The sequence below is a fragment of the Amaricoccus macauensis genome (assembly GCF_049800915.1).
GTDB classification, from domain to species: Bacteria; Pseudomonadota; Alphaproteobacteria; order Rhodobacterales; family Rhodobacteraceae; genus Amaricoccus; species Amaricoccus macauensis_A.
Map to the genome: position 1 here is coordinate 548,812 of NZ_JBNAFY010000001.1, position 24,005 is coordinate 572,816.

Annotated in this window: 22 protein-coding genes; 12 read left to right on the forward strand and 10 right to left on the reverse strand. The window is 65.4% G+C overall.

What is annotated here, in order from left to right:
- Positions 1 to 1,167, reverse strand: a complete 1,167-nt coding sequence (locus tag ACP15W_RS02415) for an ABC transporter substrate-binding protein (RefSeq protein ID WP_424931227.1) — start codon at positions 1,165 to 1,167, stop codon at positions 1 to 3.
- 171 nt (positions 1,168 to 1,338) lie between these two features.
- On the opposite strand from ACP15W_RS02415, the gene pedF reads away from it, so the two are divergent.
- Both pedF and ACP15W_RS02425 read left to right on the forward strand, forming a co-directional pair.
- On the forward strand, positions 1,339 to 2,037 hold the full coding sequence (pedF, locus tag ACP15W_RS02420; protein WP_424931228.1) for a cytochrome c-550 PedF: 699 nt from the start codon (positions 1,339 to 1,341) through the stop codon (positions 2,035 to 2,037).
- A 28-nt stretch (positions 2,038 to 2,065) separates the two neighbouring features.
- Positions 2,066 to 2,956, forward strand: a complete 891-nt coding sequence (locus ACP15W_RS02425; RefSeq protein WP_424931229.1) for a substrate-binding periplasmic protein — start codon at positions 2,066 to 2,068, stop codon at positions 2,954 to 2,956.
- Between the two features lie 23 nt (positions 2,957 to 2,979).
- Here ACP15W_RS02425 and ACP15W_RS02430 read toward each other — a convergent pair whose 3' ends face one another.
- Entirely contained in the window at positions 2,980 to 5,112 is a 2,133-nt protein-coding gene (locus tag ACP15W_RS02430; protein WP_424931230.1) for a 4Fe-4S binding protein, read from the reverse strand.
- Positions 5,113 to 5,358: 246 nt separating this feature from the next.
- Positions 5,359 to 6,570, reverse strand: a complete 1,212-nt coding sequence (gene uxuA, locus ACP15W_RS02435; protein WP_424931231.1) for a mannonate dehydratase — start codon at positions 6,568 to 6,570, stop codon at positions 5,359 to 5,361.
- 91 nt (positions 6,571 to 6,661) lie between these two features.
- On the opposite strand from uxuA, the gene ACP15W_RS02440 reads away from it, so the two are divergent.
- The 5 genes from ACP15W_RS02440 (at position 6,662) to ACP15W_RS02460 (ending at position 11,389) form a co-directional block, all read left to right on the forward strand.
- Positions 6,662 to 7,417: a GntR family transcriptional regulator gene (locus ACP15W_RS02440; protein WP_424931232.1), complete on the forward strand. Its 756-nt coding sequence runs from the start codon at positions 6,662 to 6,664 to the stop codon at positions 7,415 to 7,417.
- Complete coding sequence (locus ACP15W_RS02445) at positions 7,414 to 8,385, forward strand: TRAP transporter substrate-binding protein (RefSeq protein ID WP_424931233.1); 972 nt, start codon at positions 7,414 to 7,416, stop codon at positions 8,383 to 8,385. Before ACP15W_RS02440 ends, ACP15W_RS02445 begins: the two co-directional genes overlap by 4 nt.
- A 166-nt stretch (positions 8,386 to 8,551) precedes the next feature.
- The gene (locus tag ACP15W_RS02450; protein WP_424931234.1) at positions 8,552 to 9,055 is read left to right on the forward strand and encodes a TRAP transporter small permease; all 504 of its coding nucleotides are present in this window, start codon (positions 8,552 to 8,554) and stop codon (positions 9,053 to 9,055) included.
- Positions 9,056 to 9,059: 4 nt separating this feature from the next.
- Positions 9,060 to 10,337: a TRAP transporter large permease gene (locus ACP15W_RS02455; protein WP_424931235.1), complete on the forward strand. Its 1,278-nt coding sequence runs from the start codon at positions 9,060 to 9,062 to the stop codon at positions 10,335 to 10,337.
- 8 nt (positions 10,338 to 10,345) lie between these two features.
- Positions 10,346 to 11,389, forward strand: coding sequence for an L-idonate 5-dehydrogenase (locus ACP15W_RS02460; RefSeq protein ID WP_424931236.1), 1,044 nt, complete (start codon positions 10,346 to 10,348; stop codon positions 11,387 to 11,389).
- A 14-nt stretch (positions 11,390 to 11,403) separates the two neighbouring features.
- Here ACP15W_RS02460 and ACP15W_RS02465 read toward each other — a convergent pair whose 3' ends face one another.
- Positions 11,404 to 12,429, reverse strand: a complete 1,026-nt coding sequence (locus tag ACP15W_RS02465) for a LacI family DNA-binding transcriptional regulator (RefSeq protein ID WP_424931237.1) — start codon at positions 12,427 to 12,429, stop codon at positions 11,404 to 11,406.
- A gap of 364 nt (positions 12,430 to 12,793) precedes the next feature.
- Here ACP15W_RS02465 and ACP15W_RS02470 point away from each other — a divergent pair, with 364 nt between their 5' ends.
- The 5 genes from ACP15W_RS02470 (at position 12,794) to iolB (ending at position 18,616) form a co-directional block, all read left to right on the forward strand.
- Positions 12,794 to 14,719, forward strand: a complete 1,926-nt coding sequence (locus ACP15W_RS02470; RefSeq protein WP_424931238.1) for a bifunctional 5-dehydro-2-deoxygluconokinase/5-dehydro-2-deoxyphosphogluconate aldolase — start codon at positions 12,794 to 12,796, stop codon at positions 14,717 to 14,719.
- Complete coding sequence (gene iolD, locus ACP15W_RS02475) at positions 14,716 to 16,545, forward strand: 3D-(3,5/4)-trihydroxycyclohexane-1,2-dione acylhydrolase (decyclizing) (protein WP_424931239.1); 1,830 nt, start codon at positions 14,716 to 14,718, stop codon at positions 16,543 to 16,545. The genes ACP15W_RS02470 and iolD overlap by 4 nt, the downstream gene beginning before the upstream one ends.
- A gap of 132 nt (positions 16,546 to 16,677) precedes the next feature.
- The gene (gene iolE, locus ACP15W_RS02480; RefSeq protein WP_424931240.1) at positions 16,678 to 17,595 is read left to right on the forward strand and encodes a myo-inosose-2 dehydratase; all 918 of its coding nucleotides are present in this window, start codon (positions 16,678 to 16,680) and stop codon (positions 17,593 to 17,595) included.
- Between the two features lie 17 nt (positions 17,596 to 17,612).
- Positions 17,613 to 17,822, forward strand: a complete 210-nt coding sequence (locus tag ACP15W_RS02485; RefSeq protein ID WP_424931241.1) for a hypothetical protein — start codon at positions 17,613 to 17,615, stop codon at positions 17,820 to 17,822.
- Positions 17,822 to 18,616 (forward strand): 5-deoxy-glucuronate isomerase, encoded by a 795-nt coding sequence (iolB, locus tag ACP15W_RS02490; protein WP_424931242.1) that lies wholly within the window; start codon positions 17,822 to 17,824, stop codon positions 18,614 to 18,616. Before ACP15W_RS02485 ends, iolB begins: the two co-directional genes overlap by 1 nt.
- 57 nt (positions 18,617 to 18,673) lie before the next feature.
- Here the strand turns inward: iolB and ACP15W_RS02495 are convergent, their stop codons facing one another.
- The 6 genes from ACP15W_RS02495 to ACP15W_RS02520 all read right to left on the reverse strand — a co-directional run bounded on the left by ACP15W_RS02495 (position 18,674) and on the right by ACP15W_RS02520 (position 23,987).
- Entirely contained in the window at positions 18,674 to 19,690 is a 1,017-nt protein-coding gene (locus ACP15W_RS02495) for a LacI family DNA-binding transcriptional regulator (RefSeq protein WP_424931243.1), read from the reverse strand.
- Between the two features lie 122 nt (positions 19,691 to 19,812).
- Positions 19,813 to 20,616 (reverse strand): alpha/beta hydrolase, encoded by an 804-nt coding sequence (locus ACP15W_RS02500; protein ID WP_424931244.1) that lies wholly within the window; start codon positions 20,614 to 20,616, stop codon positions 19,813 to 19,815.
- Positions 20,617 to 20,661: 45 nt separating this feature from the next.
- A complete protein-coding gene (locus ACP15W_RS02505) occupies positions 20,662 to 21,348 on the reverse strand; it encodes an ABC transporter ATP-binding protein (protein ID WP_424931245.1) in 687 nt (228 codons plus the stop codon).
- The gene (locus ACP15W_RS02510; RefSeq protein ID WP_424931246.1) at positions 21,345 to 22,094 is read right to left on the reverse strand and encodes an ABC transporter ATP-binding protein; all 750 of its coding nucleotides are present in this window, start codon (positions 22,092 to 22,094) and stop codon (positions 21,345 to 21,347) included. The genes ACP15W_RS02505 and ACP15W_RS02510 overlap by 4 nt, the downstream gene beginning before the upstream one ends.
- Positions 22,087 to 23,070, reverse strand: a complete 984-nt coding sequence (locus ACP15W_RS02515) for a branched-chain amino acid ABC transporter permease (protein WP_424931247.1) — start codon at positions 23,068 to 23,070, stop codon at positions 22,087 to 22,089. The genes ACP15W_RS02510 and ACP15W_RS02515 overlap by 8 nt, the downstream gene beginning before the upstream one ends.
- Positions 23,067 to 23,987, reverse strand: a complete 921-nt coding sequence (locus ACP15W_RS02520; protein WP_424931248.1) for a branched-chain amino acid ABC transporter permease — start codon at positions 23,985 to 23,987, stop codon at positions 23,067 to 23,069. Before ACP15W_RS02520 ends, ACP15W_RS02515 begins: the two co-directional genes overlap by 4 nt.
- Positions 23,988 to 24,005: the final 18 nt, after the last annotated feature.

Genomic DNA, 24,005 nt, shown 5'->3' on the forward strand with positions numbered 1-24,005 from the left:
CTATCCCTGAAATGCAGTGCAGCCGCTTTCCGGCGCATCGAGCCCCAGCGAGTCGAGCTCGTTCACCTGGTGCAGAAATCCCTCGATGGGAGCGAGCGCCACCAGCGCATCGGAATCGATCAGCGGCATCGGCTGGCGCAACTGGCCGTTCCAGGCCCGGTAGCTCAGGGGCCGCCCCTTGAAGCCCGCAAGCTCGAACTCGTCGGAGAGGATGAAGTCTCGCAGGGTCGCGGCATCGGCCGTGCCCGTGCGCGTGACCGCTTCGCCAAGCGTGCGCATCGCGGCCCAGGCGGCATAGTCCTGCGGCTCCATGTCGCGCCCCGCCAGTTCGGTGAACCGACCCTGTAGCTGCGCAGCACCCCATTGCTCGACCACCGGCGCCCAGGCCTGCGCGCGCAAGCCCACCGATCCGGCCACGGGCCGCGGCAACCAGGTGTTGAAGGCGATGTAGCGCCCGAAATCGCCGGCCTCGTCGGCGACCAGCAACACGTCGTACTCGCCCAGATCCTGGGTGAAGAGCGGCACCTCCTGAGCGGCATTGCGCCGCATGTCGGCATCGAAGGCCCAGGTCTTCGACGGGCCCGGCGCCAGCCCGAACTTCACCAGCGATGCCTCGAGTTGCGCGGCATAGAGTTCGTCATCCGCGAGCGTGCCGGTGATCTGCGCCGTATCGGTCCAGCGCCGCGAAACGAGAAACTGCACAAGCGCGTCCGTCCGCATCGCGTGCGATGGCATGGTGTGCAGCAGGTTCCCCCGGCACTCGGTATCACGCAGGCGCATGTCTTCGCTTGAGGCATTGAAGATCAGCGCGCCTTCCGCCTCCGACATATCGGCCAATTCCATAAGCTGCTCGGCAGGGGCGTCCGCGATGATGAAATCGGATTTCGCCAGGGCCTCGCGCGCCGCCGCCAGGAAGTCGCCCTCCGGCGCAACCGAAACGATATCCAGGTCATAGCTCTGGCCGAGGAACTGCCCCGTGGTGCGGTTCTCCTCAAGGCCCAGTTTCGCGCCCGAGAGCCCGAGATCCTCCGGGATCGGGTCGAGGTTCGAGAGGGTAGGCGGCGCGACAACCTCCTGCCTGAGATAGATCGCCGCAAGCTCGGTTTCGGCGGAGGCGATGCTGCCTGCGGAAACCGCGATCGCGGCCAGTATCGGACCGATGCGCATGTCGTGATTCTCCTCCCGTTCGGGAAAGAGTATTGCCCTCGGCCCAGGCCCGGAATTCGACCAAGGTGCAATGGTGTATCCGGCCCACATATTACGAACGTCCAATACCGCACCGCGGCCGCCCCCAGTAAAAGTTCGGTCCAGCAACAGAAAAACTGGAGGGAGCGCTAGATGAAGCCCCGTTTGAGACTTGAGAGCCTGACGCCGTTCGCCGCCGTTCTCCTGACAGCCGGCATGGCCCTTGCACACGGGGATGTGGCGCCGCAGCCGGTCAACACCGATGCCCTGCCGGACGTGGGCGAGGAATGGCTGATCGAGAACCCCTATCGCGACATGGGCGATGATGTCTGGTCGGCGGCCATCGATATCGGCTCCTCCGGCTACAACCAGAACTGCGCCCGCTGCCACGGCCTCGAGGTCGTCTCCGGCGGCCTCGCCCCTGACCTGCGCTTCCTGGAAGCCGAGGAGTTCGGCGACGAGTGGTATGTCGAGCGGTTCCAGAACGGCTATACCCAGAATGGCACGACGATGATGCCGGCCTTCGGTGAGCTTCTCGGACAGAAGGCCGCCTGGGCGATCCGCACCTATATCGAGACCCGGCCCGACCAGGACACGATCGAAGGCTTCTATCCCGACCTGCGCGATGCCCGCGACTCGCTTGCCTCGCTCGCGGATGCAGGCGAAGCTTCGCCGGAAGCCGAAGCGATCAAGGAGCAACTCGTGGAAATCGCCAGCCAAGTCGAAACCCTTTCGGGCGCGCCCATCGCGGATTCCATCGCCTTCCGCGCCGCCAACCAGATCTCCGCCGAGCCCGCCTCCTACAAGCGGGCCGCCGAGACCCTCACCGTAGGACTGCCCGTTGCCCACTAGGCGAAAACCGATCCGGAGCGAGGGCGCAGTGGCAGCGATTGCCGCTGCGCTTCTCGCGTTTCTGGCCTCGTCCGACCCGGCCCTCGCGCGCTGCGAGGATTTCGTTCCCGGTCCCAAGCCGCAGAACACCGCCCGCGACATTGTGGGCCAGGACCTCGACCAGATCCTCGAGCGCGGCTGGATCGAGTTCGCGCTCTACGAGGAGTTTCCGCCCTATTCCTACCTCGAGGGCGGCAAGCCCGCAGGCATCGACGTCGAGATCGGCGCGCTCATTGCCGAGGATCTCGGGGTGGAGCCGCGCTTCCGCCTCGTCGCGGCGGGCGAGAACCTCGATGCGGACCTGCGCAACTACGTCTGGAAGGGCGCGATCATCGGCGGGCGCGTCTCCAACGTGATGATGCGCGTGCCCTACGACAGCGAATATGCCTGCCGGGTTGAGCAGGTGGTCTTCACCGGCCAATATGCCTCCGAGCGCATCGCCATCGCCTACGACAAGGCCGCTTACCCGGAGGACGCCCCTGTCCCGGCCTATTTCCGCTTCGATCCGGTGGCGGTCGAGAACGACTCGATTTCGGATTTCTACCTCTCCGGTCTCGCGGGAGGCCAGCTTCTGGGCATGATCCACCGCTATCCCACGATGGAGGACGGCATGGCCGCGCTGGCGGGCGGCGAGGTCAAGGCCGCCATGGGTCCCATCGGCCAGCTCGAAGCCGGGCTGAACGAGGCCATCGCGATCCACGAGCCGCCGCTGCCGGGGTTTGCCTCCGGCGAATGGACCTTGGGCGTTGCGGTGCACATGGCCTATCGCGGGCTGGGCTACGCGGTGGACGATGCGATCTACAACGCGCTCTCAGATGGCCGGATCGCCGCGATCTACGAGGCCCACGGCCTTACCTTCAATCCTCCAATCGACCGCTGAGTAGTCCGGCCTCCGCTTCCCAATCAACCGGGGAGCGGCGCGGGCCCTCCGTCAGGGGCCTTCGCAGCGGAGGCCCTTGCCGCCACCGGCGCGCGCCGGCCGCGTTTCTTCAGGACAACCGGCACGCATTGCTTCGGATCATCATGGATCGTGACGCAGTCGAGACACTGGAAACACTCGGAGTAATCGATCTTTCCACTCGGTTCGATGGCGCCATAGCGGCAGCGCACCTTGCAGAGCTGGCAGGGCGAGCCGCATTCCGTGCGTCGCGCGATCCAGTCGCGCCCCCGCAGCAGCCCGCCGAGCGCCATGAAGGCCCCGAGCGGGCAGACATAGCGGCAGAACCCCTTGAAGAGCACCAGCCCCAGCACCAGCCAGAAGGCGGCATAGAGGACATAGAACCACTCGCGCACGAAATGGACCGTGATCGCGGTCTTGAAGGGCTCCACCTCCACCGCCTTGTCGAGCGCCGCAGGCGCAACCAGCGCCACCGCCACAAGCGCTGCCAGTATGACGTATTTCAGCTTCCGCAGCCGCGCATCCCACAGGGGCGAAGGCTCTATCACCGGCAGACGGAGCCACCGTCCGATCCTGTCGGCAAACTCCTGCAACGCGCCAAAGGGGCAGAGCCAGCCACAGAAGAACCCGCGCCCCCAAAGCACGAAACTCACAAGCACGAAAACCCAGAGAAGTGTCGAAAACGGATCATAGAGCAGGAAGGCAAAACTCCCCCCCTCGATGGCGGTGCGCAGCGTCGCCAGCGGCGTCACGATGGAAAGCTGCCCCTGTCCGTGCCAGCCGACAAAGACCAGCACCACCGCGAGGATCGCCAGCCGGATCTGCGGAAACCACCGAGTGCCCGCAAGCCGGTTCATGCCCATCAGTTGCACGCCGCCAAGCAGCACCAGCCCGGCCCCCAGAACGGCAATATCGGTCTGCCGGTTGCGCAGCGCATCGAGCCAGGGCGGTGCGGGCTTGGCCACCTCTTCGCGCAGGAAGAACCGCGCGTCCGTCTGATGGGCAAGCTCCAGCGTGACCGAGCCGATCTCGGGGCGGAACATGCCGTGTTCGCGCACCGCCTTGATCCCCATGGTCCATTCGCGCGAGGGGTCGAAGCCAAGCCTGCGGTCGGTGCGGAAGATCATTGCCGTGCCGTCGTGCAGACGCTCGGGCACGTCTTCCGACAGCTCCACGAGAAGATCCGCATCGCGCAGCGCCACCGGCAGCCCGTCCTGCTCCATCGTCACCCAGTCGGGCGCGGTGTTGCGCACGAAATCCGGCGAAACCAGCCCATGCCGGCCCGCTTCGATCACCAGGATCGGCTCGTCGCTGCCGCTGATCGCGAGAAACGCCTGCAACTCGTCGTAGCTGCTCTCCGACAGCAGCGCGCGCGCAATCGCTGGCGGCCCCAGATCCGCGACCCGGAGATCGAGATAGGTCTCCTCGGGATAGTCGCTGGCCTCCGGATCGTCATCGGCCCAGATCGTGCCCGCAAAAGCCGCGTCCACCTCCGCGTTTGTCACCGCAAGCTGCGTGACGAGCCCCTCGGCCACAAGCGCTTCCCAATCGAGCGGCTCGTCATGGTCCGGATCGGGACGGGCGGGGGGGCCGGTCTGCACGCCTTGCATCTTGTCCCGCGCCACCTGAAGCGTCGCGGCGAGGATGCTCTCATGGGCGATCCGAACGCTCGCCGTCGCCTTCGTCACCCCGTCGAGATAGACCAGCGCATCAGCGCTGCTCGCACTCCCGTAGGGCGTGCCGACCACGATTGAGGAGGTGATCGAGAGACCGCGATACTGTTCGAAGAACTTCCGGAACGGGGCCTCGCCGAGGCCCGAGACGAAGATCGGCTCGTTGTGCGAAATCAGCTTCACGTCCATGAACCGCCCGTCGAGATCGAGCATCACCATCACGTTGATCGGCGCGCCGGAGAAACCGGGCAGGGGCGCGAGCGGTTCGGTCTCGAAGACATACCCCGACATCGCCCCGCCCGAATTGAGCAGTTCCCAGACACCTTCGTCGTTCACCGGCTCGCCGATGCTGAAGGGCGGCACGACGAAGGGCGCGAGATCCTCGCGCTCGAGCGCGAAAGCCTGCGAGGCGATCAGCGCCAGCATCAGGCACACGGCCAGGGGCAAACGGGCGGCGGCAGTCATCGGCGGTCTCACTGGCTGCAAGACGCGCATTTAACCAAGCGAACCTGTTGGGCGGGAATCCGACAAAGGTCCAAGCTGCACTGCAGCAGCGGCGGGCAGGCACAGCCGAGCATGGCCCGGATCGTATGCCGTCAGGTCACGTCATTCACGGCCAGATCGGTTGACGGTTCGCAAGTTTCGGTATGGCGAAACAGCCATACCGAAACCATATGGATTCCATATCGTTTCCATACCGCGTTTCGCGGCTCAGTCGGCGGCCATCGCGTGGCGCAAACCGGCGATCACGCCCCGCAGTTCCGCAAGCCCCTTAAGCCGACCGATGGCCGGATAGCCGGGCTGCGCCTGCCGCCCCAGATCGTCGAGAATGTCCTGTCCGTGGTCGGGCCGGAAGGGGATCGACCAGTCCGAACGCCCCGCCGCCTTGCGTCGATCTTCCTCGCGCAGTGCCGCCGCGACAAGAGCCGCCATGTCGGTGTTTCCGCCCAGATGCGCATCCTCGTAGAACGAGCCGCGAATGTCGTCCGTTTCCCGACGCACATTGCGCAGATGCAGGAAATGAACGCGATCCCCGAGCCGATCCATCATGCCCGGCAGGTCGTTGTCGGGCCGCGCGCCCAACGAACCGGAGCAGAGCGTGATGCCGCTCGCGGGGCTTTCCACCGCGTCCATCACCGCCTTGTAGTGCGCCTCCGTCGACATGATCCGCGGCAGACCGAGCAGCGGGAAGGGCGGATCGTCCGGATGGCAGCAGAGCCGCAACCCGAGCTTCTCGGCAGTGGGCACAACCTCGCTGAGGAAGTCGATCAGGTGCCCGCGCAACTGCTCTTCCGAAATCGCGTCGTATTCCGCCAGGTGCTGGCGCACGTCCTCAAGCGAGAAGCTCTCCGCCGCACCGGGAAGGCCGCAGACGATGTTTTCCGCAAGTTTCTTCTTCTGTTGGGAATTCATCGCGGCGAAACGGCGCGCAGCCTCACCCTGCAGCGCCTCGTCATAATCGGTTTTCGCACCGGGCCGCTCGAGGATGTAGAGGTCGAAGGCCGCGAAATCGGCCAGTTCGAACCGCATGCAGGTGCCCCCGTTGGGCAGCCGCCATGCTAGATCGGTGCGGGTCCAGTCGAGCACCGGCATGAAGTTGTAGCAGATCACCTCGATCCCTGAGGCGGCGAGATTCTCGAGCGATGTGCGGTAGGTCTCGAGATGGGTGCGCCACGCGCCCTTCTGCTTCTTGATGTCCTCCGACACCGGCAGGCTCTCGACCACGTCCCAGGTCAGCCCCGATGGCCCGCCATCGCGGAGGCGCGCGACCTCGCCCTGGCGCTTCGCGATCTCCTCACGGGTCCACACGGCGCCCGTCGGCACGTGATGCAACGCGGAGACGATCCCCTCCGCGCCCGCCTGTGCGATGTCATCAGTGGACACGATGTCCTTGGGGCCGAACCAGCGCCAGGTTTGTCTCACGGTCGAATCCTCCTTCGGTTGTTGCAGGTTACATACCAGCAAACTCATTTGAATGGTAGTATGGTAGTGTGTTATCCCGTGAGAGGGAGGAATGCGAATCATGGTTCTGCCGGAGGAGATCGACGGCGCGCTCGACGCAGCGCAACCGATCACGCCACAGATCGCGCGACATCTGCGCTCGCGCATCATCCGGGGGGATCTCAAGCCCGGAAACCGCATCTCGGAAGCCGAGATCGCGCGCCGGTTCGATGTCAGTCGCCAGCCGGTCCGCGAGGCTTTCATCAAGCTTGCCGAACAGGGCCTGCTCGCCATCCTGCCGCAACGGGGAACCATCGTCAGCCGCATCGCCTGGTCCGCCGTGCATGACGCGCGTTTCCTGCGCGAGGCGATCGAGGCGGATATCGTTGCGATCCTAGCCAATGACCCATCCCCGGGGCTGATCCGCGATCTCCGCGCCCAGATCGAGGGGCAGCGCGCTGTCGCGCAATCGGAGCCCATGCGCTTCATCGAGTGTGACGACCTCTTTCACCGTACGCTTGCAGAGGCGGCTGGAAAGAGCGGCGCCTGGAAATCCATAGAGGGGCTGAAGGCACAGATGGATCGCGTGCGCTTCCTCTCGCTCGGCCATTTTCCCGTCGACAAGCTGATCTCGCAGCACGTGGCGGTGATCGATGGCATCGAGAAGGCCAACAAGACGGGCGCCAACAGGGCGATCCGCGTCCATCTGCGCGAGGTCCTGCGGGATCTGCCGGAGATCTGCGGGGCCAACCCCCAGTATTTCGAAATGCCGGCGGGGGTTCTCCCCGAACCGGTGAATGCACCCATTCAGGGAGGAGTGGAAAAATGACGTTCGATTGGAGAAAACCCGTCCTTGCCGGAACCCTTGCCGTCTTCGCGGCGGTCCCGGCACTGGCGCAGGAGGTGACCCTCAAGCTCGGGCACCTCGCCAACGAGGACAACCCGTGGCACCAGGCCGCGGTCAAGTTCGGCGAGGAACTGGCTTCTCTGACCGAAGGCCGCATGGTGGTCGAGGTCTTCCCGAACGAGAGCCTCGGCAAGGAAATCGACCTCATCAACGGGATGCAGCTCGGCACCGTCGACATGACGATCACCGGCGAGAGCCTGCAGAACTGGGCACCGATGGCCGCACTTCTCGCCGTGCCCTATGCCTACAGCTCCATCGAGCACATGGACGAGGTGGCCTCCGGCGAGATCGGGGACCAGATCGAGGCGCAGATCGTCGAGAAGGCCCAGATCCGGCCGATCGCCTATTTCGCCCGCGGTCCGCGCAACCTCACCTCGAACCGTCCGATCACCACGCCCGATGAACTCGACGGGCTGAAGATGCGCGTGCCGAACGTGCCGCTCTTCGTGGATGTCTGGGACGCGCTCGGCGCAAACCCCGGTCCGATGGCGTTCTCGGAGGTCTTCACCTCGCTCCAGAACGGCACGATCGACGCGCAGGAAAACCCCCTCGCCCTGATCCGCTCCGCCTCGTTCTACGAGGTCCAGAGCCATGTGAACATGACCGAGCATGTCCGGTCCTGGATCTACCTCACCATCGCGGAAAACACCTGGCAGGGCCTCTCGGAAGAGGATCGCGCGGCCGTCATGGAAGCGGCAACCGTCGCGCAGGCCTATGAGCGCGAGCTTTTCCAGGAAAGCCTCGACGCCGACCGCGCCTTCCTCGAGGAACAGGGCATGACCTTCGTCGAAGTCGATGGCGCCGCCTTCCAGGCCGCGGCAAAGGATGCTGTGCTCGCCAATGTGAACGACGAGATCAAGCCGATCGTCGAAGGTCTGTTCACGCAATAGGTGCAACACGGATATCGCGGAGCGAGCCCAAGGGGTCGCTCCAACCTGACGAACAGGCCAGGAGCCCTCTCAGACGTCATGTTCGGCGGAAAGGGTCCTGGTCCAGTGTCGGCGCGGCCGGTCCTCTCCGCGTCGACACACCCCTCCGGACCAAGGAAACTGAAACATGCCGCGCGCCGGCAAGCTGATCGCGACCATCGCCACACTCGCCCGGCTCGGCACGGGACTGTCCTTCGCCGTGCTCATCGCCGCCGTCCTGATGCAGGTCGTCGGGCGGCTGACCAACAGCGCCCCGGTCTGGACCGAGGAACTCACCCGCTATGCGCTGCTCTTCACCGTCGCGTTCGGCGCCGGGCTCTCGTTCCGCACCGGCGACCTCGTGAACGTGGACGTGGTGAGTGAATCGCTGCCAGGGCGTCTGCCCTGGATGCTGCGGTTTCTGGGCGCCATCGCCACCGCGGGACTGGCACTCTTCCTGCTGCCGCACGCCTGGAAATACGTCTCGATCGGCCGCATGCAGACCTCTCCCGCACTCGGGTTGCGCATGGATGCGGTCCATTTCACCATCTGGCTGATGCTGGCGCTCATCGCGCTCTTCGCGGTCCTGCGCGTTGTCGGAATGCTCACCGGCTCCGAGGATGGCCGGCCCGTGCTGCGCGAGGAGGATTGAACCCATGGACGTCGCGATCCTTCTCTCCGTCTTCATCGGCGGGCTCGTGCTCGGAATACCCGTCGCGATCACGCTCGGCCTCTCCTCGCTGGCCTACATCCTCGTGGCCGGCATCCCGCCTGTCGTCATGCCGCAGAAGATGTATGCGGGCATGGATGTCTTCGTCCTGCTTTCCATTCCCGGCTTCATCCTCGCGGGCAACCTGATGAACCAGGGCGGTATCACCGGCCGCATCATCCGCTTCGCCAATGCCCTTGTGGGCTGGATCCGCGGCGGGCTGGGGCTGACGAATATCGCCGCCTCCATGCTCTTCGGCGGCATCACCGGCACAGCGGTCGCCGACGCGGCCTCCATAGGTGGCGTGATGATCCCGGGCATGAAGAAGGCAGGCTATCCCGGCGATTTCTCTGCCGCCGTCACAGCCGCATCCTCCACCGTCGGGCCGATCATTCCGCCCTCGGTCCCGATGATCATCGTCGGTGCGCTCTCGGGCATCTCGGTGGGCCAGATGTTCCTGGCCGGCGCGGTTCCCGGCATCCTCATGGGCGTCGCGATGATGGTGACGGCCTATGTCATCGCCAGGAAGCGCAATTTCCCCCGGCAGGACTGGCTGGGTGCGCGGGAGGTCGGCCGTTCCTTCGCCGGGGCCTTCTGGGCGCTGGCGATGACCTTCCTCATCATCTACGGCCTGCTCTCTGGCCTTGCCACGCCGACCGAAACTGCCGTGGTGGCCTCGGTCTACGCCTTCTTCGTCGGCGCGTTCATCTACCGCGAACTGCCGCTTCGCAAGGTGCCGGGGATCATCATCGACAGCGCGATTTCTGCAGCGGGCATCCTGGCGCTGGTAGGCTTTGCCAATGTCTTCGGCTGGATTCTCGTCTCCGAGCGCATCCCGCAGGCGATTGCCGATGGCGTGCTTGCGGTGACGGACAATCGCATCCTGGTGATCCTGCTCATCAATCTGCTCCTCCTCTTCGTCGGCATGTTCATGGAGACGATTGCCGCGCTGATCATCCTCTTCGTGCCCCTTCTCTCGCTGGCAGAGGCCGTGGGGATCGAACCGCTGCATTTCGCCACCTTTGCCGTCCTCAACCTGATCATCGGGCTGACGACGCCGCCCGTGGGCGTCTGCCTCTTCGTCTGCGCGGGCATTGCCCGGCTGCCGCTCATGCCGGTGATCGTGGCGATCATGCCCTTCCTGTTGTCGAACCTGCTGGTGCTGCTGATGGTCTCCTACATACCCGCGCTCGCGACCTGGCTGCCCTCCCTCCTGACCCCGTGAGGCCGGATATGAAGACCCGAGTTTGCCGCCTGCATGGCCGGAACGACCTGCGCATCGAAACCGAAACCGTTCCCGAGCCAGGGGAGGGGCAGGTCCTCCTCGCCATCGAGGCGGGCGGCATTTGCGGCTCCGACATGCACTACCTGAGCGAGGGCGGGATCGGCACGATCCGTGTGCGCGAGCCGATCATCCTGGGCCATGAAGCATCGGGCAGGGTGGTCGAACCCGGACCCGGCGTGTCCGGTCTGTCACCGGGCGACGCGGTGGCAATCAACCCGAGCCGGCCTTGCGGCACCTGCATCTATTGCGCCGAGGGCCTGCCGATGCATTGCCTCCAGATGCGCTTCAACGGGTCCGCGATCCGGCTCCCCCACGAGCAGGGGCTTTTCCGCGAACGGATCGTCGTGGATGCGACGCAGTGCATCCGGTTGCCGGAGGGCGCGGATCTCGATGCGGTAGCCTGTGCAGAGCCCCTCGCGGTCTGCCTCCATGCGCGCCGGATGGCGGGCGATGTGGCGGGCAAGCGTGTCCTCGTCACCGGTGCGGGGCCCATCGGCAGCCTCTGTGCCGCCGCGGCGGCGGAAGCGGGCGCAGCGGAGGTCGTCGTGACCGATCTTGAGGACGCGGTGCTCGATGTTGCGCGCAGGATGGGCGCAACCCGGACGATCAACGTGGTCCGCGACGGCGCGGAAATGGAACACTACGGCGAGAACAAGGGCTATTTCGACGTCGCCTTCGAATGCTCCGCCGCCGCGCCCGCGATCCGCTCGGCTGTCAACACGCTCCGGCCCAGAGGCGTCCTGATCCAGGTCGGCGTCGCGGGCGATACCCCCATGCCGGTCAACGCACTCGTGGCAAAGGAGATCTGCCTTCAGGGCACCCACCGTTTCCATGCGGAGTTCGCCGAAGCCGTGGAGGCGATCACCTCGGGCCGGATCGATGTGCGCCCGATCATAACCGGAACTTACCCGCTTCAGGATGCCGCCGAAGCCTTCCGCGTTGCCGCCGACCGGTCAAGATCGGTGAAGGTCCATCTCTCCTTCGGGCAATGAAGCCGGACCGGTGATCACCCAGGCGGGCAGTTTTCCCGAAGATAGATGTCAAAGGGCGTGAAATCGGCCATGGGCGCGTCGTGCTCGCTTCGCTTGAAGTGGCGCGCGAGCACCTCGATCGCCCGGATGGCCTCGAGCCGTGGGTTCTGGTCGATCACCGCATCGAGCACACCTGTCCGCAGCAATTGCCGCCGCAGTGGCGTCAGCTCATGGGTGATGAAAGTGACCTTCTCCTGCAGGCCGAGCGCCTTGATGCACTGAGCAATGGCGAAATTCCCGGCCGTGACATTGTAGATGCCGCGAATGTCCGGTTGCTGCTTCAGGGTCCGGTAGATCAGGTCGCCCGCGCGTTCTGCACTTTCGGCGCTTTCGAGGATCTCGACAATCTCGCAGGCGGGGAACCGCTCCCGCAAGACGGCCCGAAAGCCGATTTCGCGGTCGAGATGCCCGGCGAATTGCTGCGAGCCGAGCATGACCAGAACCTTGCCGCCACGCTCGCCGAGGAAGCGCCCCATCAACTCGCCCGCCACGCGACCCATCTGCCGGTTGTCCGGCCCCACATAGGCGATCCGCCCCGAACTGGGCAGATCGGTCAGGAAGGTGACGACCGGCCTGCGTTTCGAGACCTGCCGCAGCTTCTCGGTGACCGACACATGATCGACGCAATCGATGATCAGCCCGTCATAGCCGCTCGCGGCCGTCTCGATCTTGCGAATGGTGTCATCGAGATCTCCCGGATCGACGTGGAACATGTGGAGGTTCATTCGCAGATCCTGGGTCGTTGCGTCGGCGGAGGAAAATGCCTCGCGCAGCGCGCGGTAGAACGGGTTCTCCGGCGATTGCATCAGCACCGCGATCCGCAAAACCTGGAGATGGGCGCGAAAGACCTTCCGGTCGAGGTTCAGCCGTGTGGCCCACTCAAGGACACGCGCCTCCGACTTGGGGGAGACACCGCCGCGCCGGTTGATCACCCTGTCCACGGTGCTCAGGCTGACTTGCGCGGCCTCCGCGATCTGCTGGAGTGTTGTCTTGTTCGACACGGCCATTCCCACCTGTTGCACGACCCCCGTTTTGAAGGGTTCCCATCATTTTTCAAGATGAATGAAGGGTTGGCGTCATGTATCCGTAGCGCAAAAAAGTGCCGGGAGGAGAGAACACCATGTCTGCTGGAGTTGCGGCCAGCCGCCGCGTGCGGTCGGCGCGGAATTGGTTGGTCCTGGCATGCGCAGGTCCCAGGGGTCGCGCGGCCCAAAGCACGGTCCGCTTCAGTCATCCGACCGAAGGATCGAGGAAACCGGGCGGAGGACGGCCACCTTCGACCGGCACAGGGGTGCCGCGCCTGATCTCCCCGCCGGCACCCCGCCCACCTCTCGAAACCACCGCCCCAGGAACGGAACCAGACGCATGAAGAAACTCGACGTTATCACGATGGGCCGGAGCTCGGTCGACCTCTACGGCGCGCAGATCGGTGGCCGTCTCGAGGACATGGGGTCCTTCGAGAAGTATATCGGCGGGAGCCCGACGAACATCGCCTGCGGTGCGGCGCGCCTTGGCCTCAGGACGGCCGTGATCACCGGCGTGGGCGACGAGCACATGGGCCGCTTCATCACCGAGCAGCTCGCGCGCGAAGGCGTCGACACCACAGGCGTCAAGGTCGATCCCGAGCGGCTCACAGCGCTCGTGCTCCTGGGCATCCGCGACGAGGACAGCTTCCCGCTGATCTTCTACCGCGAGAATTGCGCCGACATGGGGCTGACGGAAGCGGATGTGGACGAGACTTTCATCGCCTCGGCCCGTGGATTCGTCGCCACCGGCACGCATCTCTCGCACCCCAAGGTCGAGGCCGCGACGCTCAAGGCGCTCTCGCTCTGCCGCAAGCACGGGCTGCGCACCGCTCTCGACATCGACTACCGCCCGAACCTCTGGGGCGTGGCGGGTCACGGCGAGGGCGAAAGCCGCTTTGTCGAAAGCGCCGAGGTGACACGCAAACTGCAATCGCACCTGCATCTCTTCGACCTGATCGTCGGCACCGAGGAGGAGTTCCATATCGCGGGTGGCTCGACCGACACGCTCGAAGCGCTTCATGCCGTTCGTGCGGTCTCGGATGCAACGCTCGTGTGCAAGCGTGGCGCGAAGGGCGCGGTGGCGATCGAGGGGGAGATCCCCGGCAGCCTCGATGAGGGCCAGGCCGGTCCCGGCTTCCCGATCGAGGTGTTCAACGTGCTTGGCGCCGGCGACGGCTTCTTCGCCGGCCTCCTGAAGGGGTGGATGGAGGCAGAGGACCTCTCGTCGGTGAACTGGCCGCGCGCGCTGGAATACGCCAATGCCTGCGGGGCCTTCGCCGTTTCGCGCCATGGCTGCACGCCTGCTTATCCGAGTGCGACCGAGCTTGAATTCTTCCTCAAGCGCGGCATCAAGCGGCCCGATCTCCGCAATGATCCCGAACTGGAGCAGATCCACTGGTCGACCAACCGCAAGGGCGACTGGTCGACAATGCGGGTCTTCGCCTTCGACCACCGGCTTCAGCTCGAGGAAATGCCGGGCTACACGCTCGAAAAGGGCGGGGCGTTCAAGGAACTGTGCCTGAAGGCGGCCCTTCAGGTCCAGGCTGGCCAGGCCGGATACGGCATCCTCTGCGATAACCGTATCGGACGGAAGGCGCTTCATGCCGCGTCCGGCACCGGCCTCTGGATCGGCCGCCCCTGTGAATGGCCGGGATCCCGCCCGCTTGAGATCGAACCGGAATACGGGCCGGACTTTGGCGGGCTTTCGGAATGGGCGCGCGAGAACGTGGTTAAGGTGCTCTGCTTCTGCCACCCCGATGACGACGCCGCGACCCGTGCCTCCCAGAAGGCGACCGTCAAGCGGCTGTTCACGGCCGCCCGCCGCAATCATCTGGAGTTCCTGCTCGAGATCATCCCGTCGAAGGTCGGCGCGGTTGATGAGGACACCACCGCGATGCTGATCCAGCAGTTCTACGATATCGGGGTCTATCCCGACTGGTGGAAGCTCGAACCCCTCAAGAGCCGCGCCGCCTGGGAAAAGGCGATCGCGGCCATCGAGACGAACGATGCCCATACCCGCGGCATCGTGGTCCTGGGCCTCGACGCACCGGAAGCCGAACTGGCGGCCTCCTTCGACGTGGCGGCTGCCTACGATCTGGTGAAGGGCTTCGCGGTGGGTCGCACGATTTTCGGCGATGCGGCGCGGGCCTGGCTCCGGGGTGACATGAGCGATGAGGAAGCCGTGGCGCAGATGAGCGAGCGTTTCACCCGGCTCTGCAACATCTGGGACAAGGCGCGGGCAAGCGCAGGGGAACTTGTGGCATGACGAAGACGATACGACTGACGGCCGCACAGGCCATGGTCCGCTGGCTGAGCGTGCAGCAGACGGAAGAGGGCCAGCGGTTCATCGAGGGCGTCTGGGCCATCTTCGGCCATGGCAATGTTGCGGGGCTCGGCGAGGCGCTGCACGGGATCGGAGACGCGCTTCCCACCTGGCGGGGCCAGAACGAGCAGACCATGGCGCATACCGCCATCGCCTATGCCAAGACATCGCGCCGTCGCCGCGCCATGGCCGTGACGTCTTCCATTGGCCCCGGCGCGACCAACATGGTCACGGCGGCAGCCCTTGCCCATGTGAACCGCCTGCCAATCCTCTTCATTCCGGGCGACGTCTTCGCCAACCGCAGACCCGACCCGGTCCTGCAGCAGATCGAGGATTTCGACGACGGCACGATCTCGGCCAATGACTGCTTCAAGCCGGTCGTGCGCTATTTCGACCGCATCACGCGGCCCGAGCACCTGCTGACCTGCCTGCCGCGGGCCTTGCGCACCATGACGGACCCGGCCGATTGCGGCCCCGTCTGTCTCGCCTTCTGCCAGGACGTCCAGGCCGAGGCCTATGACTATCCCGAGAGCTTCTTCACGCCGAAGGTCTGGCGCATTCGCCGCCCCGAGCCCGATGCCGGCGAAGTGGCCGAGGTCGCAGCCGCGCTCAGGTCAGCGGAGAAACCGGTGATCGTCGCAGGCGGTGGCGTGCTCTATTCGCAGGCGGAGGCGGATCTTCTTGCCTTCGCGAAGGCGCGCAACATCCCCATCGTCGAGACCCAGGCCGGCAAGGGCGCCATCGACTGGCAGGAAGACCTCAATTTCGGCGCCCCCGGCGTGACCGGCTCGGATGCGGCCAACCAGACGCTGGCCGAGGCCGATCTGGTTCTCGGGATCGGCACGCGCTTTCAGGACTTCACCACCGGCTCCTGGACGGTCTTCGCCAATCCCGCGCGTCGGCTCGTCTCGGTGAACCTCGCGGGCTACGACGCGGCCAAGCACGGCGCGATCCCGATGGTCGCGGATGCGAAGGTCGCCATCGCGAAGATCGACGCGGCCCTTGGCGATAAGGCCTACGCTGACCAGGATCAGGGCCGCCGCGCAGCCTGGTTCGAGGCGGCGGACGCGGTGATGGCCGTGCCCAACCATGACGGGTTGCCATCGGATGCCCAAGTGATCGGCGCGGTGCAGCGGGTCTCGACCGAGAACACCGTGGCCATGTGCGCCGCAGGCACGATGCCGGGCGCGCTACACACGCTCTGGCGCTCCGCTCCCGGTGGCTACCACATGGAATACGGCTTCTCCTGCATGGGCTACGAGGTCGCGGGCGCCATGGGCATCAAGCTTGCGGATCCTTCGAAGGAGGTCATCTGCTTCGTGGGCGACGGCTCCTACATGATGGCGAATTCCGAACTGGCGACGGCGGTGATGCGGCGCGTGCCCTTCACCATCGTGCTGACCGACAACCGGGGCTACGGCTGCATCAACCGGCTCCAGATCGGCTGCGGCGGGGCGGAGTTCAACAACATGTACAAGGATTCGAACGTCGAGGCACAACCCGAAATCGACTTCGTGGCGCACGCCCGCAGCATGGGCGCCCATTCCGAGAAGGCCGAGAGCATTGCCGAACTGGAAGAGAAGATCGTCGCGGCACGGTCGCGCAACATTCCGTCCGTGATCGTCATCGACACCGAGGCGGTTTCCGGCACTGGCGCGGGCGGCACCTGGTGGGACGTGGCCGTGCCGGAGGTCGGCGGCCCGGAACGCCTCGAGAAGGCCCGCGCGCGCTACACCGAGGCCAGGGAACTGCAGCGCGCCTTCGATTGATACCACCCATCCCGGAAGGGCCGTGCGCAGAAGACCGTGCCCTCCGGAATGCATTGATCCGAAAAATCATAGATGCCGAGGGGCCGGCAGGCCGGCCGGTCGGGCATCGAAAGAACAACGGGAGGAAACCAGATGATCCTTTACGGCACCAACCCCATCGCCTGGTCGAATGACGACGACTGGTCCATCGGCGACCACATCAGCCTCGAGGAATGCCTTTCCGATTGCCGCACCATCGGCTTCGACGGCATCGAGAAGGGCCACAAGATGCCCGACGACGGCATCGCGCTGAAAGCAAAGCTCGGCGAATACGGTCTGAAGTTCGCCGCAGGCTGGCACTCGACCAATATTCTCATCAACGACATTGAGACCGAAAAGAAGGCGCTCAAGGCCTGGATCGACTTCACCAGGGCCGCGGGCGGCAGCCACATCAATGCCTGCGAATGCTCCAACACGGTCCATGGCAACGATCATGTCGCGGTGAACAACCGTCCCATCATGACGGATGCCGAGTGGGACCGCTTCTCGCGCGGCTACGAGGAGCTTTCGGCCTTCGCGGCATCCGAGGGCATGCCCATGGGCTACCACCACCACATGGGCTCGATCATCGAGAGCGCATCTGATATCGACCGCTTCATGGAAATGGCGGGTCCCCACACGCGGCTTCTGCTCGATACCGGGCACTGCACCTTCGGCGGCGCGGACCCGGCGGAAGTGGCCCGCAAATACATCGACCGGGTGAGCCACATCCACGCCAAGAACGTCCGGCCCGACATCATGCGCGAGGTGCGCGAGGAGGGGCTCTCCTTCCTCGAAGGCGTGCGCCGCGGGGCCTTCACCGTGCCGGGCGATGCGGAGGGCTGCGTGGCCTTCGAACCGGTTCTGAAAATCGCTGCGGATGCCGGCTACACCGGCTGGCTGGTGATCGAGGCCGAGCAGGACAGTGCCGTGCGCAACCCGCTCCACTACCAGGACATGGGCCTCAAGGCGCTCAAGCGCATGGCCCGCGAAACCGGCCTCGACACCTCCGCGGCTGCCGAGACCGCCTGATCCCGAAGGGACCCCAAATGAAGATTGTCGACGCCTCCCACCCCTTCTTCAAGCCGCTCTGGCGGCGCATTGCCGTCGTGGCTGTGACTTTGGGCTGGGCGGTGGTCGAGTTCGTTTCCGGCGGGCCCATCTGGGGGTTTATCTTCGCGGCGATTGGCGCCTGGTGCGCCTGGGAATTCTTCGTCTCCGCCCCAGGGACGAAAGACACGGACGAAAGGCAAGACTGATGAGCCACCTTCTCAAACGCCCCTTCGGCACCCACGGCAAGGTGCACGAGATCACCCCCCAGAGTGCGGGCTGGCGCTATGTGGGCTTTTCGCTCTGGAAACTGCGCGCTGGCGAAACCGTGGCCGAGGCCACCGGCTCCACCGAGGTGATCCTCGTCATGGTCGAGGGCAAGGCAAAGATCACCGGTGCGGGGCAGGACTGGGGCGTGCTCGGGGACCGGATGAACGTGTTCGAGAAATCCCCACCGCATTGCCTCTACCTGCCGAACGGCAGCGAGTGGGAAGCGACAGCCGAGACCGACTGCACCCTCGCGGTCTGCACCGCGCCGGGCAAGAGCGGCCACGCGGCCCGCCGGATCGGCCCCGACGGCATCACGCTCACCCCCCGCGGCGAGGGCACCAACACCCGCCACATCAACAACATCGCCATGGAGAACGAGGATTACGCCGACAGCCTGCTGGTTACGGAAGTCTTCACCCCCGCCGGCCACTGGTCGTCCTATCCCTCGCATCGCCACGACGAAGACGATTTTCCGCGCATCACCTATCTCGAAGAGACCTACTACCACCGGCTGAACCCGGCCAACGGCTTCGGCATCCAGCGCGTCTATACCGACGACCTGCAACTGAACGAAACTATGGCGGTGCATGATGGCGATGTGGTCTGCGTGCCCCGCGGCCACCACCCCTGCGGCGCGCCCCACGGCTTCGAGATGTACTATCTCAACGTCATGGCCGGGCCGCGCCGGAACTGGCGCTTCGTGCCGGCCCCCGAGGTCGAACATCTCATGTGACGAATGAGCGGGGCGGCAGGCCCGGCCAGAGCCGCCCTCCGTGACATTCGATCCGCGTCAGGCGCTCTCGCGGCGCACCAGTTCCCCGGTGTACTGGCGCTGGCCGGACGCAGGCCGACTGGCCTTGAGGATCTGCACCAGCCCCTCGGCCATTGCGGTCAGTGGCTGACGATAGGTTGTCAGCCGGTAGTTGGGCGATTCCGCTTGGGGCACGTCGTCGAACCCGGTCACGGCGATGTCGCCGGGCATGTGCCGCCCGAGCTGGAAACGGATCGCATCGACCGCGCCGATTGCCAGCGCATCGTTTTCGCAGACCAGGATGTCGGGCAGCTCGTCCTGCTTCATGCCGCCGAGGCATTCGGATACCCGGTCATAGGCCAGCTTCGGGTCGTAGCGCGGCACCGAAATCGAGGGCGGCACCACGCCCTTCTCCCGCTGCCACTTGCGCAGGAAGGTTTCCTTGCGCATCAGATGCGCCGAATAGGTCTCGGGCCCCGCGAGAAAGAACGGCCGCTGGTAGCCCCTCTCCCGAACATAATTCGCGATGAGCGACATCGCGGCCTCGTCATCGCAGCAGATCGAGACCGTGTTGGGGTTCTCCGAATAGCGCGCGAAGACGATGAGCTTGCGCATCCGCTGCGCGCCCAGGGCGGTCCCGAGCACCTGTTCGTTGAACTGCAACCCGATCAGAACGGCCGCATCCACCCGACGCTGGCTGGCATTCAGTAGCGCCGCCGGCGCATCGGCCTCGTCGAGCGTGTTGACCAGCAGCGTGTCCCACCCGCCCTTGCGCAGGATCCGCGTGAGGCATTCGATCATCACGAGCTTGTGGGGGTTGGAAAAATCATCCACGAGCAGCGCAACGAGGTTCGAGCGGTCCGCCCGCAGACTGGAAGCCAGGAGGTCGGGCGCGTAACCAAGCTGCTCGGCCGCTTCCATCACCTTCTGCCGGCTCTTTTCCGAGATCGAGGCGTCCTGCCGGAAGGCGCGATTGACGGTCCATCGCGATACGCCGGCCACCTCGGCGACCCGGTCTGCGGTGATTGTGTTCGGGCGTTGCTGTTTATCAGGCATGGCTTTGCAGATCTTTCTGGAGGCCCACCTTACCGGGCAATTTCGCGTCGCGCCACCGTTTCTGCTCTCGTGTGCAATAATCTTTCGGCCCGCCATCCAGGGAGTCCGGCGCCGATAGTCCCTTATGTCCCGAGCAAGGCCTCACTGAGTGGGCTAGCTGGATCACGCATGCCCTCGATGACCGAGAAATGGTGGTGATCGCCGTCGATCCTCAGAGCCGTGTCGCAGCCGAGCCCCGACCAGATCGAGGCAATCAGTTCCGACTGTCGGATGAATTCCGGCCGCTCTCCACCCCCGACCCAGGCCGTAAGTCGCGCGATATCACATGGCTCGAGAAGGGCGGGGCTCTCGGCACGGGCCTCCTCGAGATCGAGATCGAGCGTGGCGTTCATCCTTGTCCGCAGGAGCGGGCGGAGATCATGCAACCCGCTGATCGACACCACAGCCTCGATGCGGTCCCGCACCTGGACGGGCAGTGGCGTGTTCGTGCAGATCATCCGGCAGGCAAGATGCCCTCCGGCGGAGTGGCCCGAAAGCCGGATCGGCCCCTCCACCCGTTCCGCGGCGCATGTGATCGCCGCACCGATCTGCCGGGTCATTGCAGAGATGCGGGCATCGGGCGCCAGCGTATAGCTCGGCAGGGCGACGGCCCAGCCCCGTGCGTGCGCACCTTCCGCCAGATGCGTCCAGTCGGATTTCGACAGCTTCATCCAGTAGCCGCCATGGATGAAGACCGCGAGCCCCTTCGGCTGAACCTCCGGCCAGACGATATCGAGCCTCTCGCGCGGCGAAGTCCCGTAGGGAATGTCCAGATCGACGGGAATGCCGCTGGCACGATAGTTGGCCGCTTCCTCCGCCCAGCATGCGGGCAGGGCGGTCGCGCCCGGAACGTGCCCCATGTTGTCATAGGCGTCGTCCCAATCCATGCAGTCTTCCTTCCTGATTGCAGTCCATCCGGTCACCGGAGCCGGTCAGACGCCCACGTATCTGTGCGAGATTTCGGGCGGCAGCGTGCGCATTTCACCGGACCAGACCGTGCGCCCACGCGCGAGGATGACGGCGCGGTCGGCCACGGCGGTCAGTTCCCGCAGCGACTTGTCGATCAGCAGGATGGCAAGCCCCGTCTCGCGCTTGAGTTCCGCGATCGCGGTCCAGATCTCCTGACGCACGATGGGGGCGAGCCCCTCGGTCGCCTCGTCGAGAATGAGCAGTCGCGGGTTGGTCATCAGCGCACGCCCGATGGCCAGCATCTGCTGCTCACCTCCCGAAAGCGTTGCGGCGCGCTGCGCGGAGCGTTCGCCAAGTCGCGGAAAAAGGGCTTGCACCCGCTCCATCGTCCAGGGGCCGCGCCGGGCCGCCGCCATCAGGTTCTCGGCCACCGTCAGATCCGCGAAGCAGCGCCGCCCCTCCGGAACCAGACCGATGCCGAGCCGCGCCGCCTGGTGGCTCGCGCGCCTGTGCAGGTCCTGCCCGTCGAAGCGCAACCCGCCCTGGGACGGAATCATCCGGCAGATCGCCTTGACCGTCGTGGTCTTTCCCATGCCGTTGCGACCCATGAGCGCCAGGACCTCACCCTCACCAAGCGAGAGATCGACCCCGAAAAGCGCCGGCACGGGACCATAGGATGCCGTGAGCCCCTCGAGCGCGAGCAGCGTCATGCCTCTTCTCCGAGATAGGCGTCGCGCACCTCCCGCGAAGCGCGGATCTCCTCCACGGTGCCCGTCGCGATGATCCGGCCATAGACCAGAACGCTGATCCGATCCGCGAGAGCAAAGACCGCGTCCATGTCGTGCTCCACCAGGAGGATCGGAGCCTCCTGCCGCAAGCGGTCGAGAAACCGGGTGAGCTCGCGGGAGCCATCGGCGCCAAGCCCGGCCATGGGTTCATCCATCACGAAGACCTTCGGGGAAAGCGAAAGGGCCACGGCGATTTCGAGTTGCCGGCGCTGGCCATGGCTGAGCTCGGAGGTCCGGACAGCAGCGCGGTCCGCAAGCCCCACGCGCTCCAGTGCGGCCATGGCACGTGCCTGAAGCTCTGCCTCCCGCAAAACGGGTCGCCAGAACCGCCAGGGATGTCCCGAATGCCCCAGCGCGCCCAGGAGCACGTTCTCGAGCACGCTGTCTTCCATCGCAAGCGCGGAAATCTGGAAGGTCCGGCCAAGCCCGGCCCGCGCACGTGCCTGCACCGTGTCGCGGGTCACATCCCGCCCCAGGAGCGCAACGGTCCCGGAATCGGGCGCCACGCTGCCGCAGATCTGGCCGATCAGCGTCGATTTTCCCGCGCCGTTCGGGCCTATGATCGCGTGGATCTCGCCCGGCATCACGTCGATGGAGACATCGTCGGTCGCGCGCATCGCCCTGAAACTCTTGACGAGATTGCGCGTCGAGAGAAGCGGCTTAGACATGGGGCCCCGCCTTTCCCGTCAGAAGACCGACAACCCCGCCACGGGCAAAAAGCACGATCCCGAGCAGGATCACCCCGAGCCAGATATGCCAGAAATCGGTGACCCCTCCGAGCCAGTGCTCGAGCGCGACGAACAGCACGGCACCGATCACCGGCCCGATGAGCCGCCCGGTTCCGCCGATGATGATGAGAACGATCAACTCGCCCGATAGCTGCCAACTGAAGGTGGACGGGCTGACGAAGCGGTTCAGATCGGCATAGAGCGCACCCGCGAGCCCCGTGATCGCGCCGGAAATCACGAAGGCCACCAGCTTGAGGCGCATCGGATCGAGCCCGACCGTCTGCACGCGCTCCGGCACCTGGCGCGCGGCGTTCAGGGCAAGACCGAAGGGTGAGGCCCGCAGTCGTGACTGCAGCACCAGCGCCACCAGAAGACAGGCAAAACAGAGGCCGAAGAACTGGATCGGCACGAGCGTGTTCAGGCCGGGAAACCCGTTGCGCACATAGATCGACATCCCGTCCTCGCCGCCATAGGCGCTCCAGGAGATCGCGAAATAGTAGAGCATCTGCCCGAAGGCGAGCGTTACCATGATGAAGTACACGCCCGAGGTCCGCAGCGTCAGCAGCCCGATGACGAAGGCCGCCAGACCGGAGGCAAGCAGCGCAACCAGCCAGATCACCGGCATGGATTTCGTGCCCTCGATGGACAGCCCCGCGATCTCGAGCGGCGTGTAGCTCTGCGCATGGAAGGCCAGAATGCCCATGGCATAGGCGCCGATCCCGAAGAAGGCCGCGTGTCCGAGGCTGACGAGCCCGCCGATCCCCAGCGCGATGTTGAGCCCGACAGCGGCCAGCGCCAGGATCACCGCGCGCGTCACAAGCGTGATCGTGAAGGGCGCGTCGGTCAGAAGGGCCATGAGCGGCACCGCCAGAACCCCTGCCAGAACGGCGAGCGTGAGATGACGCTCGGCAATCATCGTGCCGCTCCGAAAAGCCCGGTGGGCCGCCAGATCAGCACGAGGCTCATGAGGATGTAGACGGACATGGAGGCAAGTGCCGCCCCCGTTCGCGTCGCGGCGCCGGGCTCCATGAAGAGTTTGAAGACCTCTGGCAGGAAAACGCCGCCGAGCGTGTCGGTCAGCCCCACCAGGAGCGCGCCGAAGAACGCGCCCCGGATCGAGCCGATCCCGCCCACGACGATCACGACGAAGGCCAGGATCAGAACCGGCTCTCCCATACCGACCTGCACCGACTGGATCGTGCCGACCAGCGCCCCGGCAAGCCCCGCGAGCCCCGCACCGAGCGCGAAGACAAGGGTGTAGAGCCGTGAGATATCGACGCCGAGGGCCGCGATCATCTCTCTATCGTTCTTGCCCGCCCGGATCTGCATGCCGAGTCGGGTGCGCGCCGTCAGCCACCATAGGCCGAGGGCGACGGCCACGCCGATCCCGATCAGCGCGAGACGGTAAAGCGGATACTGGATGCCACCGGGCAGGCCGACCGGGCCTGAGAGGTAATCCGGCACATCGAGATAGAGCGGGAAGGAGCCGAAGAGCCAGCGCGTGCCCTCCGAGAAGATCAGGATCAGCGCGAATGTCGCCAGAACCTGATCGAGATGGGCCGCGCGATAGAGCCGCCGGATCACCACGATCTCGACCAGTGCCCCGATAAGGGCGGCAGCGGCGAGGGCTGCAGCCAGCGCAAGGAGAAAGGATCCCGTCGCCCCGGCCACGGCGGCGGCCGCGAAGGCCCCGACCATGTAGAGCGAGCCATGGGCAAGATTGATCAGCCCCATGACGCCGAAGATTAGCGTCAGCCCGGCGGACATGAGAAACAGCATGACCCCGAACTGCAGCCCGTTCAGGATCTGCTCGACAATCAGAACAAGAGACATGGAAAACCGTTGCAGACA